Annotated in this window: 10 protein-coding genes; all 10 read right to left on the bottom strand. The window is 52.0% G+C overall.

Annotation, left to right across the window (positions count from 1 at the left end; all coding sequences use genetic code 11):
* Window positions 1-19 precede the first annotated feature (19 nt).
* The 10 genes from H9Q79_RS04085 to H9Q79_RS04040 are packed head-to-tail and all read right to left on the bottom strand — an operon-like array spanning window position 20 to window position 17,456.
* The gene (locus H9Q79_RS04085) at window positions 20-778 is read right to left on the bottom strand and encodes an ECF transporter S component (RefSeq protein WP_249329245.1); all 759 of its coding nucleotides are present in this window, start codon (window positions 776-778) and stop codon (window positions 20-22) included.
* Window positions 775-2,505 carry an ABC transporter ATP-binding protein gene (locus H9Q79_RS04080; RefSeq protein ID WP_249329244.1) on the bottom strand — a complete coding sequence of 577 codons (1,731 nt, stop codon included), beginning with the start codon at window positions 2,503-2,505 and terminating at the stop codon, window positions 775-777. The genes H9Q79_RS04085 and H9Q79_RS04080 overlap by 4 nt, the downstream gene beginning before the upstream one ends.
* A gap of 60 nt (window positions 2,506-2,565) precedes the next feature.
* Complete coding sequence (locus H9Q79_RS04075) at window positions 2,566-3,447, bottom strand: energy-coupling factor transporter transmembrane component T (RefSeq protein WP_249329243.1); 882 nt, start codon at window positions 3,445-3,447, stop codon at window positions 2,566-2,568.
* A complete protein-coding gene (locus tag H9Q79_RS04070) occupies window positions 3,444-4,064 on the bottom strand; it encodes a DUF4430 domain-containing protein (RefSeq protein ID WP_249329242.1) in 621 nt (206 codons plus the stop codon). Before H9Q79_RS04070 ends, H9Q79_RS04075 begins: the two co-directional genes overlap by 4 nt.
* A 15-nt stretch (window positions 4,065-4,079) precedes the next feature.
* Complete coding sequence (locus H9Q79_RS04065; RefSeq protein WP_249329241.1) at window positions 4,080-5,507, bottom strand: prenyltransferase/squalene oxidase repeat-containing protein; 1,428 nt, start codon at window positions 5,505-5,507, stop codon at window positions 4,080-4,082.
* Window positions 5,504-10,489 carry a hypothetical protein gene (locus tag H9Q79_RS04060; RefSeq protein WP_249329240.1) on the bottom strand — a complete coding sequence of 1,662 codons (4,986 nt, stop codon included), beginning with the start codon at window positions 10,487-10,489 and terminating at the stop codon, window positions 5,504-5,506. The genes H9Q79_RS04065 and H9Q79_RS04060 overlap by 4 nt, the downstream gene beginning before the upstream one ends.
* A 44-nt stretch (window positions 10,490-10,533) precedes the next feature.
* Entirely contained in the window at window positions 10,534-12,921 is a 2,388-nt protein-coding gene (locus tag H9Q79_RS04055; protein WP_249329239.1) for a transglutaminase TgpA family protein, read from the bottom strand.
* A 51-nt stretch (window positions 12,922-12,972) separates the two neighbouring features.
* Complete coding sequence (locus H9Q79_RS04050; protein WP_118642678.1) at window positions 12,973-14,148, bottom strand: DUF58 domain-containing protein; 1,176 nt, start codon at window positions 14,146-14,148, stop codon at window positions 12,973-12,975.
* Window positions 14,149-14,160: 12 nt separating this feature from the next.
* A complete protein-coding gene (locus tag H9Q79_RS04045) occupies window positions 14,161-15,096 on the bottom strand; it encodes an AAA family ATPase (RefSeq protein WP_249329238.1) in 936 nt (311 codons plus the stop codon).
* Between the two features lie 59 nt (window positions 15,097-15,155).
* Window positions 15,156-17,456 (bottom strand): hypothetical protein, encoded by a 2,301-nt coding sequence (locus H9Q79_RS04040; protein ID WP_249329237.1) that lies wholly within the window; start codon window positions 17,454-17,456, stop codon window positions 15,156-15,158.
* Window positions 17,457-17,512: the final 56 nt, after the last annotated feature.

The raw sequence follows: 17,512 nt of genomic DNA, 5'->3' as shown, positions 1-17,512 counted from the left end.
TTTGGTTTTATAAGTGTTTTCAGAATATCCCGTGTTTTATCTGTATCCGGTTCAATTTCTCACCGATCGGTTTTATTGTCAGCATCAAAAACACTACATTTGACACCATATAAGTGACGGTATACGGAACCGCTGTACTCAGCGCCAGCAGATACCGTTTCCAGCTAAAAGAATCAATCAGGCTCAGCACCGTCCAGATATCCATAATTCCGGAATACATGATTCCCATCGCCATTCCCCAGATAGCCAGCGGCAGGCGTTTTCTGAGCAGCACCCGGAACAGGGGAAGGCCTGACAATAAGCCTGTCATCCCCAGGGTCAGCATCTGGAACGGGGTCCAGGGGCCCTGTCCGAAAAATATATTGGACACCACCGCCGACAGGGAACCGACCAGGAACCCCGACTCCGGCCCCATATAGATGCCTGACAGGATCGTGACCGCCGCCATCGGCTTAAATGCCGGTATTGGCCCGAAAATCAACCTGCCCAGCACGGAAATCGCCGTCATAACCGCAATCATGACCATGCGGCGAATACTCCCCTCTCTCTTTTCATAGGCGAAATAGAAAGGGACACAGGAAAGGAGAGCGATCAACACCGACACCAGATTATATCTGCGGTCTGCCATCAGCCGGACGCCCAGGACGATCAGCAGGACGGCGCCGGCAATCAGGCACCCCCAGCCCACAAATCTCCGGATGCTGTAAGGAGCCGTATTTTCCAGAACTTCTCCGGCCGGCCGTCTGAATTCCCCTGCCGCTGTATCACTCTTTCTCATGCCGCACCTCCTTGTCTGTGATCCGATGCCTTTCTCCCGTTTTCCCTGCACAGGGCGATTACCTCTTCGCAGGTGACTGCGTTGTCATATTGCTGTCTGGATATGCGGTTTGCCGCTGTCGTATAATAATTATTATTACAGAAAAACTCCTCCGGAGTATCCAATGACACAACCGCATGGTCAAAGAACAGGCCGCAGCGGTCAGAAACACCTGCGGCAAATTCCACATCGTGCGTTACCATTAAGATTGAGATTCCCTGTTCTTTCAGGCTCTTCAACAACAGCTGCAGCTGCTGCTTGGACCATGCGTCAATTCCTTTCGTCGGCTCGTCCAGCAGAAGCAGACGCGGCCGCAGCAGCAAAATCTTCCCAATGGCCGCCTTTTGCTGCTCTCCCCCGCTGAGATCGTATGGATGGCGGTCCAGCAGATGGCTGATCCCCAGAAGCTCTGCCGTTTCACTGATTTTCCGCCCCATTTCATCTTCTCCGCAGCCAATCACTTTTCTGATTTCCTCATAATCCTCCCGTACAGACATCTTAATAAACACTGTCTGGGGGTTTTGAGGCAGTGATGCCAGCTTGCCCACATACAGCTCTTTTCCTGAATATTTCTGAAGCCTCTTTCCAAAGATTTCTATTTTCCCCCGGTATGGCTTAATTGTCCCTGAAATCACATTCAGCAGCGTCGTTTTGCCCGCCCCGTTGCCTCCCAGGAGGCTCACGATTTCCCCTTCATAGACGGTCAGGGCTACTGCTTCCAGCACGTCCGGAAGCTCCTTCTCATACCGGAAGCAGATATCTTTCATACGCATGGCCACAGGTCTTTCTTTTGCATCCGGCGCTGCCGGCCGCATCAGGCTTCGCACCTGGTTTTTATAATTTTCTGCGAGAAAATTTCTGCCGTCCCGCACAGTCAGCGGACATTCCGCATCCTCCGCATCCAGGCCGTGATAAATGCGCAGGGCGCTGGGCAGGCCCAGAAGCATTTTGTGATCTGCCTTCAGCTGTTTTAAATCGCGCCCCGCCTCTCTGGGCGGCTCCATCAGAAGCATTTTGCCCTGATCCATGATAAACACACGGTCAGCTGCCGGGAATACTTCTTCCAGCCGGTGTTCCGTCATCAGAATCGTCAATCCCAGCTCCTTATTGATTTTCACAAGCGTATTGATGAAATCAGAAGCCGCGATTGGATCCAGCTGGCTGGTCGGCTCATCCAGGATCAGCAGCCGGGGCTGCATAGCCATGATGGAAGCCAGGTTTAACAGCTGCTTTTGGCCGCCAGACAACTCAGTGGTCTTCTTCCTGAACCAGTCATCGATGCCGAAGAAGCAGGCCATCTCCGCTACCCTCCTGCGGATGGCCGGTCTCGGCATCCCCATGTTTTCCAGCCCAAAAGCCAGTTCATGCCAAACCTTATCCGTCACTGTCTGATTTTCCGGATTTTGAAGGACGTAGCCAATCTCACAGGCCGCCTCCCGTTCCGTCAAAGCCTTCTGCTCTACTCCACGAAACCATATGTTCCCGGACTTCTCTCCGGCAGGTGCCAGTTCCCGCTTCAGAAGCTTTAGAAGCGTCGTTTTGCCGCAGCCTGATTCTCCGCACACCACAATAAATTCTCCCTCCTGAATCCGGAAGGTAACCCCTTCAAGAGCCGGATGGCTTTCCTGACTGTCCCTTTTCTGCCGTGGATATGTAAATGTCAGATCTTCGACTTTTAGTAACTCCATGATACCTTCTCCTTTGTTTTCTTCACTTCTGCAGCCGGTAAATCCTGCTCCTCTGAAAAATCAGATTTTCGATTTCAAATAGTTCCAGGTTATCCGTTCACGAATTTCTAAAATGCCCGGAATACACATGAATACTAGTACCGATAAATATTGGAAAACAGATAACACATTCCAATTAATATCCGCTGCCAGCGGATAATAATAATAATCAAAAACTCCCAGTCCAAAACAGATAAAGAGATCACACGCCAGAGCGCACAGAACACTCAGAAGTATCCCATCCCTTTTATGAAAACGAAACAATGTAAAATTTGTTCTTCCCCGCAGCCCATAGCCTCTGGCTTTCATTGCGTCCGCCGTATCGATGGAATTTTCCATAGACCAGGAAACAAGACTGTCAAATACCCTTATTCCTCCCCCGATTTTATCTGAAATACTATCGGATGCATACAGCCCCATCGTCTTCTGGGACTGATTAATTTTCTTTATCTGCAGCTTAAATAACGGTATAAACCGAAATGCCATGGATAATATCAGCCCCAGCTTTGGAATCAGTTTACCAAACAAATACAGGAATTTATCGGTCGTCAGGACCGCGCTGTAGCAGCGGCACCATAACAGAATCCCCACAATCATCAACGAAGACATGCCGCCGTAAATCATCGCTTCCAGCGTAACCGGATTGTCGTTCATGAAAAAGAGAACCGTCTCCCCGTTGTGAACCAGCAGCGGATTGGCAAAAGCCATCAGAAGAAAAAGAACAAAGAAAAAGCCCAGTTCCTTTAATAGTTTACGAACTGTATTCTGAGCCCAGAACAACAGAAGGCCCCCTATAACGGATGCGCCGATGATGACCGGGTGCATGCTGATCATAGAAAAGCAAACTACCAATACATAATAGGAAAACAATACCGCCGGATGATAACTTCCGAATCCATTCATGACTCTTTACCTCCCGCTTCAGTCTTTCTGTCTTTTTCCACTTCTTCTTTATTTTCTTTTTGGTTCTTTCCCTTCAGATACTGGTCTCCGACATCCTTGCCCAAATCACAGGTGTATACCCACTCTACCCGGTCTCCGTCATGAAGCTTATAGCTGCTGCAGCCCTTTCCCGGAAATTCTCCATTAACCTTGTACATCCATCCGGACAGCTCTCCGCAGGAAAAATCATATAAATAATTAATCCCTTTAATAAATACTGTACTGTAAACATTGGTATCCGGACCCTGGTATTCCATCTGGATTTCATGATACCTGCACACCCTCTTCAGCAGATCAAAAGCCGTGTCTCCTTTCCTGAGAGCGCAGGCCGTTTCTCCCAGTATCATTCCGTCTGAGGGGACATATTTATCACTGCGCAGCTGCTTGTCCAGCTTCTTCCAGTTTTCCTCTTTTAAAAGAGTATCGCAGCGGATACTGACCGTGACTGTCTCCGAATCCTCCGTGATGTCTTCTGTATGAGTCAGATAATATTCTTCCACTGACTGAATTCTGACCCCTTTAGCTAATATCAGTACCAGCATAACGATGATCCCAATCAGAAGAATGTTTTTCTTCATATGTCTCCTCCGCGATTACCACTCGTCATCCTCACCATCCGCATTTTCCTCTCTGCCGGTACCGCCGTCAGAATCCGCCTTCTGCTTCTTTTTGTTCCGGTCCCTCAACAGCAGAATCAAAAAGATCACCACAGCCAGCACGATACCTGAGGCAGCCACAGCCGTCACCAGTACCGCCCGGCTGCCAGTCTCCTGTTTCACCTGTTCGCCTGTCTTTTCTTCCTCTTCAGTCAGCTCCGGAAGTTCCGCGCCTGCTTTCTCAATTTCCTCCCGGGAAATTTCGGGCGCGTCAGACAGGTCGAAAACTCCGGGCCTTCCCTCCTTCAGCCTGCAGACGGCCTCTAAACCATAGACAGCCTGATAGCCGGCCATATTATTACCTTCTGTTTCCTCCTGATCCCCGTCCAGGCTGTGAATGATACTGCCGTCCTCCAGCCTGAAGGCCCTCAGCCCATCCAGCAGGGTTTGTCCGTTTTTGATGAATTGCTCATCCTTTTCCGGATCCCGGCCCCAGGAGGCCAAAGCCATCATGGCCCAGCTGGTGCTTTCTGAGGTACGTTCCTCATAGGTAATCATGCTGCCGTCCGCCTGCTGCAGCTTCTCCAGACATGCAAAAGCTCTCTCGGACATCTCCGCCACAGTCATAGTCACCTGTTCTTCCGATACAATATTGGTCACAGTGTAAGTCTGCTCTGAATCCCGGTATGGAGCGAGTGCGGTCAACGCCATGGAAGTGAGATCCACGTCCGACGGGTCTGTTTTAATCAGGCCAAAGCCGCCGTCCGCCAGCTGCCGGGAAAGTATAGATGTAATCAGCTTTTCTCTGGTCCATTCTGCGTCTGCCGGCTCTTCGTAACCCCTGCTGTCCACAGTCAGAAGCGCCCAGATATAACCGTTAATCCCCTGTGCTCCCGGATCGCCCCAGATACTGTTCCAGACACTATCCCGGATCAGATTAATGGGATTTCCCTCCGGATCACTTCCAAAGGCAGTGGGGTCGCCGCCGCAGGCCTCTACCGTCATGGCAATCCTGTGCAGATCCGACAGCCGGTACCTCAGCCGGCTGTCTTCCATATCCTGGTAGATCTTCTCTACCACATCCTCCAGCCTGCTCAGATAAGCTGCCTGTTGATCCTCAATTCCCATCCGGCTGATATCAAACGCAAACCAGTCACTTCCGGCGCTCCCTGCTTTGTCCAGCAGCTCGCCGGACAAAAGCTGGCTGCTATCTTCAAAGCTGCGTCTCCAATCAATAATATCCTCCTGCATCTGCCGCAGTTCTCCTGCGACAGCCTCCCCTGTTTCCGCTCCTGCAACGGACGTTTCAGGGTCTGCCCCGGCAGCAGGTACGGCCATGGCCGGCTGAAGCAGAAGGAATGCTGATACAATTGCCGCCAACAGCTTCTGCGGGCTCCTGGATCGTTTCCATCGTTTCTTTTTCATAAATGAACCTTCTTTTCCTTTCTTTTTCCCGCAGCCTTACGCAGGGAGAAGCCTAAAGCGCCTGTCACCGCCCCGCAGGCCGCCAGAATAATCCCTAAAATAAGCAGCAGATTTTTTCGTTTTGCCATCTTAACCTGTTCCAACGCCAGCGACTCTGCGTCGGCCGATGTATCAGCAGCCGCGTTGCCGTTCAGCTGATTTTCCAGCCACTCCGGGAGTGCTCCGTCTTCTGCTGAAGCATCGTCTTTCGCTGTACTTTCAGCTTCCGCCTCTTCCGCGGACGATTCCTGCCCGGCGTCTCCATTTTCCACTGCAGTTCCATTTTCCTTAACAGTCCCACCGGTTCCGGCGCTTCCGGAAGACTGTCCGCCGCCTGCCAGAGCAGCGGTATTCCCCTGTATTCCCCCTGTGTTCACGTTGGTGTCAACCTGGGGACTCTGAAGAGCCGCAAAGGCTTTTTCGGCATTTTCAAGCACTTCTCCATTCGTCACTCTTCTCTGCTGATCCGGCGTCAGGCTATTATATGCCGCGCGCGCTTCCGCGATCTGTCCGCCGCTGGCCTGGCTGACTGCACCGATCCGGTCAATCAGGATCATTACGTTCTGTATGGCGGACAGTGAATCATAGACAGAAGCCGCCGCCTCCAGTATGTCATAATTCGTCACCAGGGCCTGCTGTTCTCCGGTCAGCATATTATATGCCGCAATCGCCGCCAAAATCGCGTTCCCGTCTCCCAGAGTGATGCTGCCCACATCTCCCAGGCCGCTGATCATCTCTATAACAGGCTGAGCCACCACAAGATTCTGATAAGTAATAATAGCGTTCTCCAGCACCTGATAGTCCTGGACCAGAATTTTTTGCGCGTCCGACAGAGCGTCGTAGGCATCCTTTGCCGCGAAAATTACTTCTTTTTTATCCAGCGTAATCTCTCCGATAGCCGCGATAGCCGACGCCACAGGATCTGCACACAGCTTGTTGTAGGCCGATTCTGCGTCCAGTAAGAGCTTTGCGTTCCCCACAAGGTTTTTTTGCTTATCTGTCAGCCCGTCATAGGCATGCCGGGCCTTCGCGATGGCATCCCCGCTGTCTGCTGTAACCGTTCCAATTTCTCCTATCAGCGCGTCCACTGCGGCGGCCAGATTCCTATCCTCGTCCGTCGGTTCATTTTCCTCCGCCAGCTTTTCCCAGGCCGCTTCCGCATCCAGCAGCACCTGAGTATACATCACCAGGGCCTTCTGCTCTTCCGTCAGCTTGTCATAAGCGTCACGCGCTGTCAGAATGGACAGTTTGACGTAATCCGCGTAGATCACTTCTCCAATCTCCAGGATAAAAGCATCCACAGTTCCTGCCGCCGCCATGTTGACCTGGTTGTAGTAGGTCCAGGCATCGGGCAGAGCGTCGATGGACGCCCTGGTCTCATCCAGGTGTCTCTGCACCTCTTCCAGAGAATCAGCCAGCAGGATATAACTCTTCGCTCTGGCGATCAGATTCCGGATCTCCGTCTGCTCCTGATCGCGGTAAACGCTGAGGTCCACATAGTTTTCCAGAATAGAAATCGCTTCGTCTCTGGCTTCCTGAAGCTTCCGCTCCGCTGTGCCTGCCTTCGTCTCCACTTCGTCGATCTGATTCTTCGCCTGTGTCATCGCGGCGCTTACGCCCGGCATATCAGCGGCCGCCTGTATCTGTGCCACCCCCTCTGCCAGAATTGCCTGGACAGCCGCCCAGTTTTCTTCTGTATAGTCTTCCTGCTTCGCGTAAGCGGAAAGCTCCGTGATGGCTCCGGTTCTAAAACCATCCAGCGTCAGCTGCCAGTCAAGAATTGGATAGCCGTTCTGGAAGCCCAGATAATCGTGAATATAACAGCCTCCTCCCCCGTTCAGGGCATTGAGAATATCGTCTCCCGCCAGTTCTGCTTCACTGATGAATTTCCCTGTGGCGGTAAAATCGATGGATATCCCCACCAATGCCCGGCCCAGGGAATCGCTGCGCTTCAGTGCATACAGCACGCCGTCGCTGCCGCTGGCCAGATTACCGAACAGCGCGCCCACTCCGTATCCGGAATCCCTCAGGTTGACGGGTCCTGAAGAATAACACCAGTTAAAGGCAGTATTATTTCCCAGGACAGAGCCTCCCAGCCCTCCGGCATACGTTTTTCCCGTGACTTCTCCTGTATTATAGGAGGCGTATATTCCTGAATCCTTTTGGCTGGCCAGCCCTACCAGGCCTCCCGCGGCATATGTCGAATAGATGATGCCGCTGTTATAGCTCCTCTGAATCGTCGTACTGGCATAGGCACTTCCTACCAGGCCTCCCGCATAATAGGTAATATTGCCTCTGACTGCTTCCCCGAGAGTCACGGGGCCTGTGTTGGAGCAGCAGGAAAGAATCGCATACCGGCTTCTGCCTGCAATCCCTCCAATACCTGTGTCCAGTGCCTTTACCCCGTCCAGGGTAATAGACACTCTGCTGTGGCAGTTCTCCAGCAAATAGCAGTCGCCGGAAGACGCTCCGCTGACATAGGCGGCAATTCCTCCCGCATAGGTTACCTTCCCGTCTACAGCGATTGTTCCGCTGACGGTCAGGTTCTGTATTTTGTGCCCGCCGCCGCCTTCTATTTTTCCAAATAAACCCGCATAAGTATCTGCCAGGTCTATAAAAAGTCCCCGTACCGTATAGCCCCCGCCTTCAAAGCTGCCGCTGAAGGCTCTGCCGCTTCCAATGGGCGTCCAGTTATAAAATCCCAGAGAGATATCATTGCAGAGAGCGCCGCAAAGCCCGCTTCCTCCCTCCGCTGTATTCACTGCATTGGCAAACCAGGCCAGCTCGCTTCCACTGGTGATCTGATAAATCCCGTCCGCGCTGAGCTCTGGTTCCGACAGCGTAACGCCGTCCCATGCGCCCGCTTCCGGTATCTGGTCGATCACACCGTCTATGTCATTTTTTGCCTGTTCCATCAGCCGCGTCACCTCAGCCGCCGTCGCCGCAGCTGAGATCTGCTTCAGCGCCTCGTCCCGAACCAGCTTGATCTTATGCATCCATGTTACGTCATACGTCTCATCCGCCCGGTAATCTGTTACCACCTGCAGTGCGTTCGAACGAATTTCCTCCAGACGCTTATCTTCTTCAAAAGAAGCTATTTTAGCTTCCAGAGCGTCCTTGCCGTCACGGATGAGCAGCCGCACTTCCTCCAGCGTTGCAGCCCCTTCCAGCTTTTTCGACCATTCACCCGTCAGGTTGTTCATATCCATTTTCTGGCTGTCTGTCAGATCCGTATGCTCTCCAGTCAATTTCCTGCAGTATTCTTCCAACGCGATAATCCCGTTGTCAATAGCCTCTGCCAGCTCGTTGTCCGCGTCAATGCCCGGTTTGACAGCGTTTAATTGCTCCCTGGCCTCCGCCATATACGCTTCCAGCTCTTCTTCATTCGAAACAGTGCCCAGTTTCTCCTTATAAGTGCTTACCAGCGTCTCTATCAGGGTATAATTCTTCCCATATTTCTTCTTATTGACATCCGTCAGCCAGCCGTTCAGTTCCATACGGCCCTGGTCAATTTTATCCAACAGATCGGAAGGCAGTGACTGCCATGCCAGTTTGGGGAATCCATTATTTTCTGTGTCATATTTATTGGACATTGTAAAGGCGCTTCCCAGTTTTTCCGGCAGAACCGCGCTTTTCATCTCTTCTTCTGTAAGCATCCGGGCTTCTCCCAGAATCGTGATTCCTCTGTCATTTTTAGCGCCCACCGGATTGATAAGCAGGCCGGAATTGGAACAGCCGTATACCGTTCCATAGGAACCGCTCAGCAGATAGCCGATGACGCCGCCTCTTCTGTAGCTGGAGGCACCGGAAAGATCCGCGGCAGAATAAGCGTTTTCCACAAGGGGGGCCGGGGGTATGGCTTCCTGTTTCCAGCTTTCATAGCCCATCTGTCCCACTATCCCCCCGGCCTCTGATCCCGCTCCGGTTCCATAGCCGCTGATGCTTCCCAGATTATAAACGTTCCGGATTGCGCTTTGCTTAACACCCCCGTTATTATACAGGCCGGCTGTAGAAATTCTCCCGGCAATTCCTCCCAGCAGAGAGTTTCCCTTAACCGCGCCGTAGTTACAGCTTGAATGGATCTCGCCACCGGCTTTGACGGCGCCCGCCAGGCCTCCGACGCAGAAATAACCCTGCACCGTTGCATAATTGACGGAATTATCCACCTGTGCGTTAACTCCATATACCAGCCCGGCGATCCCTCCGATATGATTCTGCGCAATGCCGACAGTCGTGGACAGTTTTCCGTAATTTTCACAGTGAACCACTAACCCCTTGCAAATCCCTACGATTCCTCCTGAATTGCGGTACATTGCCTCTCCGTCCATGGTAGTTCTGGCATAATTGATACAGTTCACAATCTGTCCGCTTTTCAGATATCCGGCAATTCCTCCGCTGCCTGCGCATTGCTGATCTGTCCCGTCTGCACTGCCGTAATTACCATACCCCTGGATCACCTTTCCCAGTACAGTCAGATTCTGCACTGTACCGCCGTCAATGACGCCGAACAGCCCGGCATATTTTCGTTCCGGATTCTTCATATTGATTTCAGCCCGCATATAAACCACCTTCTGCCCGTTGCCGTCAAAGCTTCCCCTGTAGGGATGCTCCTCGGTATCGCCAATCATGGTCCAGTTGTACGAAGTATTATAGTCGTTCAGATAAATGTAGTTCTCCAGCCTGCCGTTAATTTCGCCCCTGCCTCCATTCACTTCTGCTGCAAACCAGGCCAACTCAGCCCCGGTGCGGATCAGATACGTTCCGTTTTCATCTGTTTCCGGCATCGTCATGCTGACGCCGTCCCACGGGTTTTCTACCGATGCCGCGCTCACCTCCGCAAGGAGCGGAGAAAGAGGATTCACCGTTAAAGCGGTAATCAGCAAAAGCGCGAGAATACTGACCCTGGCCTGTCCTTTTCTCCTTCTTCTCAGTCTTCCTTCCATAGTCTCCTCCAATAGCGCATCTGCCGCGCCATCCTCAAACTGCGTTATAGAAAATAAATGTATTTCAGCTGAAATTTCTGAAGTATACTGCCCTGGGAATAAATCCGGTTCCAGATTTTTTCCTTAAACCGCCGCATCAGGCTCCACTGCTCTTCCGTGATTTCATGGCCGCTGTAAACCGCCTCCTGTCTGACCGCAACCACAGCGATATATTCTTCCGCCATCTCACGGTCAAACATCTTCTCTATCGCTTTTTCATAACGATAGAGTGAAGTATTCCGGATCTTCAGCCCTGCCACCGACATCAGGTTCATGGAATATTCAAACAGGGCCCTGGCAGCCTCCCGCCTGTCCGCAGACTGGAACAGCCGTTTGGCCTTCCTGCTCTTTCTTCTCTGCACCAGGATCCAGATCAAGAAAATGATCATGACCAGCACCAGCAGTAAGATTCCCAATATCATCAGAACAGTTAACAGAAAGATCCAGTCAAATTCCGGGGCTTTCTGCTCTTCTTCCTCTTTCTCCGGCTCTTCTTCCTCCTGATCCGTCTGATCCTGGGAACCTGCACCGTCCATGCCGGATATATCCTGATACTCGTCCGCCCTGTCCATGGTGTTCAAATAAGATGGGGTGGTCTCAAAGGGAAGCCATCCCACTCCGTCCTGATAGTATTCCACCCAGGCATGAGCATGTGTTTCATCCAGTACATAGGATTCTCCCTCAGTCATGGCTGACACATCGTCAGGAGTGATCAGATATCCTTCCACATAGCGGGCCGGAATCCCATAATACCGGAACATCATTACCGCGGCGCTGGCAAAATGAACGGAATATCCCTTTTTAGACACATTCAGAAAATCGAAAATAAAGTCAGAACCGTCCCAGGTATTCTCCAGAATATTCGTATCTGTATAACCGGCGGTCAGCGCATAAAGGATATTCTGCTTCGCTTCCGCATAATCCGCATGCTTTTCTCCACTGTCTATTTCTTTAACGCCTAACACCTCTGACAGCGATGCATTTAGCCTGTCTGGTATATCGAGATAAACAGAATAGGCAAATTCATTGTAAAACCCTTCCAGTTCCCGGTAATTTTCTCCCTCTTCGCCCAGGCTGTCTGTGTCCAGCAGTGCCGCGTTCAGCGCAGGGTATTTTGTAACCTGGTTTGCCAATGCCTCGTAGGAATATTCCCGGTTCCCATAAAGGCCCTGGGATACCACCGCGGCGTCCCCTATTTTCTGACGATCCATCGCCTGGCGAACCGGGCTTTCTTCCAGGGAATGGAGCTCATAGGGTACATAGCAGTATTTAGAATTTCCAGACAGGTTTTTAACAGAGATTGCGTTCTTTTCCTCCGACGCCACTGAAGCATCCAGCGCCAACGCCGCGCCGGGCAAGATTTCCTGTCCGTAAAAGTTTTCCTGATGGAGCCAGTAAAACAGATTCCGGTTTTCCCATAAAACAGCAGCCTCCGGCCCTGTCCAGCCGTTGCCTGTGTAGACACTCCCTGTAAATCCCCGCAGATAGTAGGAATCCGGCCGGCTCATGGTTATTTCCAGAACAGGATCTTCCGTCGGTTCAAAGGAACCCAGCCCGGTAAAATCTCCGTCCGGCAAAACTTGGCTGTCTCCCTGATATCGAAATTCTTCAAGGCTCTTCAGCACTCCGGACCGAATCCCTGTAAAAAGTTCCGCATTCTCCGGCAAAAAACGCTGTGTCAGGGCACGGCCCCCGGCCATTAAAAGGAAAATCCCCACCCCGGCGAAAAGGAAGCTTTCCAAAGCTGCCAGCCGCTGACGCCCCGCCGGAATCCGTTCGCCGTGCCCGCGTATCCATACTGCCAGCAGACACAGGGCAGACCAAACACCTGCCGCCAGCCCCGGTCCGATTCCCGTAACCATCTGCGCCGCCAGCAATGCCACTGCCTGAATTCCCAGCAGAATCCGGTTTCCTGCCCGCACCAGATAAACAGCCGGTACAGCCGCCAGCGCGGACAGCCAGAAAAGAGCGCCGTACAGCGCCGCTTCCCTCATTTCTTCCCCCACAGTTACCGCATAGGCCGGAAACAAATAGGGAAACCGTTCCCCCAAAGCTTCTACACCCCGATTGCAGATGATATGTATACCGCTGCTCCAGAAATCTCTGAACAGCAGGGCAAATACAGCCAGAGCCGCACACCAGAGCAGCATTTTCAGGCCAGCTCTTCTGCCCCTGCTCCCGGTCAAAAGCTGAATGCCCAGCGCAGCCACTGCCTGAATCCCCAGACACAGGCTCACAGCCACCGGCAGGTCCAGGGCTGAAATCAGCCAGACTGCCATTCCCGACAGATACAGCCATATAAAAAACCAGTCCACTAAAAATGTTATAATTCTGTTCGTTTTATTTCCCGGTTCCAGGCCTGGGTAAAGGAGAAAATTTCCGTTTTCTTTCATCGTATGTCTATCTCTTTCCTGTTTGGTAACGCCTGCGTTGGCCGGCATCTTCTAAATTTCTATATAAGCCAGCATTTCCGAAACTTGTCCCGGGACGGCGCCGATGATGGCGATACCATCCTTCTGGTCATATCCGTAGGCTCCCTGTTCGCAAATCACCTCTGTCAGCAGGCAATGGCCTGCCAGATAGCTCAGGCTTTCCCGGTGCTGCGGTGTAAATACTACCACATGTGCAAATTCCAATTGTTCCCGGTTGGCCATGTAATGCTCTGCCACAGATAATTCATCCTCTCCCGGCGAAGCCCCTAAAAGCCCCGGAAGCAGTGAATTCAGATCATCCTCCGTCTCCACCTCTTCGCAGGAAAAGGTGTTTTCTTCATGATTCTGCCAACCGATGCTGTGTACCGTCTGCTGGCTTACCAGCTCCTGGGATACAGAAAGTATCGCCTCGGCAAGAGCGTCCAGGCAGTCCGCCTCTGGCTTCCCGCCGTCTTTTACCCACCCGGTTTCCAGCAGAAGCAAAATCGTATTCTGGATCGGCAGTCCGTAATCCCGTACCGTCAGGCTCCCCAGCTTTTCCGTAAGCTTCCAGTGGATCTGGCGGATTCTGTCGCCGGGGCGGTATTCCCGGATCGCAAAGGTTTCCGACGGGTCATATCCTGCCTTTTTCATCGAATATTCATCGCTGTCCATATTGGCGCTTTCCCCGTAGGATATCTGAGTGACCACCGGAAAGGTATTCGGCGCCGCCAGGGTTAATGCCGGGGGAGTTGATACCGGTGTGTTCCGGAACCGGAACAGCCCAAACAGGTCAAAATATGTCATCTGCTTCAGAGATATTCTCACCCGCCCCGCATGCCGGCTCATGAACCGGAGATCCAGTGACACGCTGGCCCTGGCCGGAACAGCCATTCTCAGAGATTTTAGTTCTTTCTCTCCAGTCAGCAGGTTCTCACAGCAAAGCTGGCAGATCAAACGATCCGCCGGTAAAAAACAGCTATTTCTTACCGTCAGCTTTCCTTCCGCCTCCTGATTCTTCTCACAATAGGCCGAGGCTGAAATCTCCGCCTCCAGCTTTCCCCTGAGCCTCCTGGCCGGCAGTGCGCACACCGGTGGAAGGACCGCTGATACAAGAAAGAGCAGACAGCCCCCGGCGCTTTCTGTCACAGCCCAGAACAGAAATGACAAAGCCAGCCACAGAATCCACAATATTCTGGATTTTCTCATGCCTGCCTCCCTTTATCGCCCGCTGTCCGGAGATTTGGTGTTTTTCATCACTCTTAACAGCACATCCGCGGCAGAGAGCTCAGCCACTCTGGCTTTTGGATTCATAATGATCCTGTGTCCGCAGACATCCACAAAAACCTGCTGCACATCCTCCGGAGTAACAAACTGCCGTCCCTCCAGATAGGCATGGGCTTTCGCGATGCGCACTACAGCCAGCGCCCCGCGGGGGCTGACGCCCAGGCGGATCATGTCGTCCTTTCTGGTCTCCGTTGCCAGGGCGGTGATATATTCCAGAATTGAATCCTCCACATGAAGGTTGCGGATCTCCTCCTGCATGGCCAGGACTTCTTCAGCCCCGATAATTCCATGGATCTGCTCTATGGGATTAGCCGTCTGACGGTCACGCAGAATATTTACCTGGCTTTCAAAATCCGGATACCCCATTTCCAGCCGGATCATGAACCGATCCAGCTGTGCCTGGGGCAGAAGCTGAGTTCCGGCCGATCCCACCGGGTTCTGCGTCGCGATCACTACAAATGGCTTTGGCAGCGGATGGGTCACGCCGTCTACCGTCACCTGCCCCTCTTCCATAACCTCCAGCAGCGCTGATTGAGTTTTGCTGGAGGTGCGGTTAATCTCATCCGCCAGCAGCAGGTTTGTCATAACTACGCCCGGCTTATAGTCAAAAGTCCCCTGTTCCTTGTTATAGATGGAAAAACCCACGATATCCGAAGGAACCACATCCGGCGTAAATTGTATTCTGTGGTATTCCATACCCATGACCCGTGAACAGGCCAGAGCCAGGGTGGTCTTCCCCACACCCGGAACGTCATCCAGAAGGATATGTCCTTCTGATAAAACGGCCATCAACACCCGTTCCACCACTTCACGCTTTCCGACAATAACTTTTTCAATTTCTCTGATGACGGCATCTGTACGGCTGTTCATCTGTCTTTCTCCTCCTTGTTGGCCCTTAATAGTATTCCTGCTCCCTGCGGGTATCCGCTTTACCCATAGACTCCGCTGTTGGGATCCACCCCGACGTCCTTACCCCAGTCCAGTGTATAGAGCACATGGATCTCATCTCCGTCGCCGGCCGTCCAGGTCCCCATGCTCTGCCCGATATAGTAGTGGTTCAACGTTATCATCCACCCCGAACCTTCTGTAAAATTCTTTTCTCCCAGACTGTCCAAATTAGTAATTTCTTCATTCAGATAAATTCCCTCCATCTCCAGCAGAGAACGTTCCTCTTCCGATACATTCCACCCCTGCAGGATGCCGGGCTTCTGTATATGCCGGAGGAAATAGGACCCGTCATTCGCTGACCCGTCGTGGATCGTAGTATACGCATACGCAGCCAGACGGTCCTCCACGATCCTGGCAATGGTCGTGCTTCCTTCCAGATCCACATATTCGTCAATCAGCGTTCCCAGTCCGACCACATTGGCAGACAGAATAAAACGGACTCTGGCGCTTTCCTTATCGGCGTTAAAATACAGCGTAAGGTATTTCTCAGTAACGTATTGCTCACTATCCTCCACACGGACGTATATCTGATTGGCCCCCTCTGTCAGTTCCAGATTATACTCATAAAACCCGTCAGGGGTCAGGCTGTCGTTCCGCTTTTCCTGCCCGTTCAAATAAAGCTTCATCTGGCTAATCTGCAGTGTATGCTGATCATGGCTCCAGGCTTTTAATTTTACAGTGTAGGGATTATCATGAACAGTCTGCCCGTCTGCTATGCTAATCTCAATTACCGGGTTATTCTTGTCATTTCCGGGATTCTCTCCATTATCAACTCTTGTATACTTAACCTCCCAGATATAGCTTTTGGTCTCCCCATCGGAGTTCCTGCAGTACATCTTGATATAAGTCATCCCCAATGATGCATCCAATGGAATATGTATAAACCCATCTGCCCCCTGCTGCCCCAGCTTTTCCTCCTGTGCCGGGAACTGATCGCTGCTCACCAGGATACTGGTGATCTGCTCTTCTCCGGTATCGGTATTGCAGGTAATCCGGAACGCAAAATCTGAGGATTCTGACTTATAATCAATACTAGTCACTCCCCCGAAGCTCTTTTTCGCCATTGTCCTGTTGTCGGAGATATCTTCCCTGAAGCCGCCCGTGCTTTCAAAGCTCACCACAAATCCGTCAACCTTATAATTGATACTGCAGGATAATTGGGCAGAGTAATTACCCGCTTCCCCGGCCCGGATCATCACTTCATTATTATTTCCCTTGTCCAGGCCCAGACGGTATATCCCGTCAGCCTCTGCGGACTTAAGCGCATTGTTCAGGCGCAGCGTGTGCCCCACGTCTGTCCATTGACCGCCCGAGGCCTTCTGAGCCGTAACCTTAAGCCAGATATTATCCTCATAGACAGTCAGCTGCTGCCCGTCTGTCAGGTACTCTCCGGTTTTGGCATTCTGTACCAGCAAAAGCACCTTTCCCTCCGGCATATAATAGAGAACATACTTCTTGGAAGGCGCTGTTACTTCATCTCTACCCGAACGGAATTTCAGAATCACCTCTACGAAATTGGCTCCTTCCTCCAGTTCCAAACTATCTTCCTCTTCCAGCTTACCCTCCTTGCTGTCCTTGTTCCGTACAACCGTTATACTGGAGATGGACAGCTGCTTGCCTTTTTCTGTCAGATGAATTGTAAAGGGGTAATTGGGATCGTTGGTCCGTTTCTGGTCCTCGATGGTTGTATAGAACAGCTCCGATGACTGATTCGGATTTAAAGTATGCGAACTGCCGCCTTCCGTGGGCGTGTTGCCGGAATCCCCTCCCGGTTCTCCTCCTCCTCCGTTTTCTCCGATTCCACCCCCGTTTCCGCCTGTGTTTCCGTTCTGAGTATTGCCAGACTGGTTTTTCTGAATCAACGACAACAGGCTGTTGCTTACCTGCCCGGAAGGGGTGTTCTGCTCGGACGTATAGTTATTCGTATTCTGCTGCCCCTGCCGGAACTCCTGATTCTCCTGGTCTTCCTGCTGATTCTGCTGATCTTCCTGCCGCTGGTCCTGTTGTTCTTCCTGCTCTTTCTCCTGAGCCGCAGCGCTGTCAGCGCCGCCGGAGCTGATGTTGGCATTCTCCACGCTTGCCAGCTTTTCCTGATCCATGGCAAGTGTGGAGGAGGTCAAATACATGCGGGAAGCATCTGCCTCCTGAGAAGCCATGGGATTTTCCGGAGCCGTATGTCCAAACCCGGCTGTCAGAAACATAAGAACAGCTGCCAGGCATACTGACGCCAGCGCCGCTCCTGTTTTTTTAATTATTTGTCTGAATTTATTGTTTTTCATCATGCAGTTCCTTCATCCCATACTTCATGCAGGCCCCGGCTTAAGGCCGGGGCCTGAGT

It is taken from the genome of Wansuia hejianensis (assembly GCF_014337215.1).
Classification (GTDB): domain Bacteria; phylum Bacillota; class Clostridia; order Lachnospirales; family Lachnospiraceae; genus Scatomonas; species Scatomonas hejianensis.
This window is presented reverse-complemented; position numbering and strand designations above follow the sequence as displayed.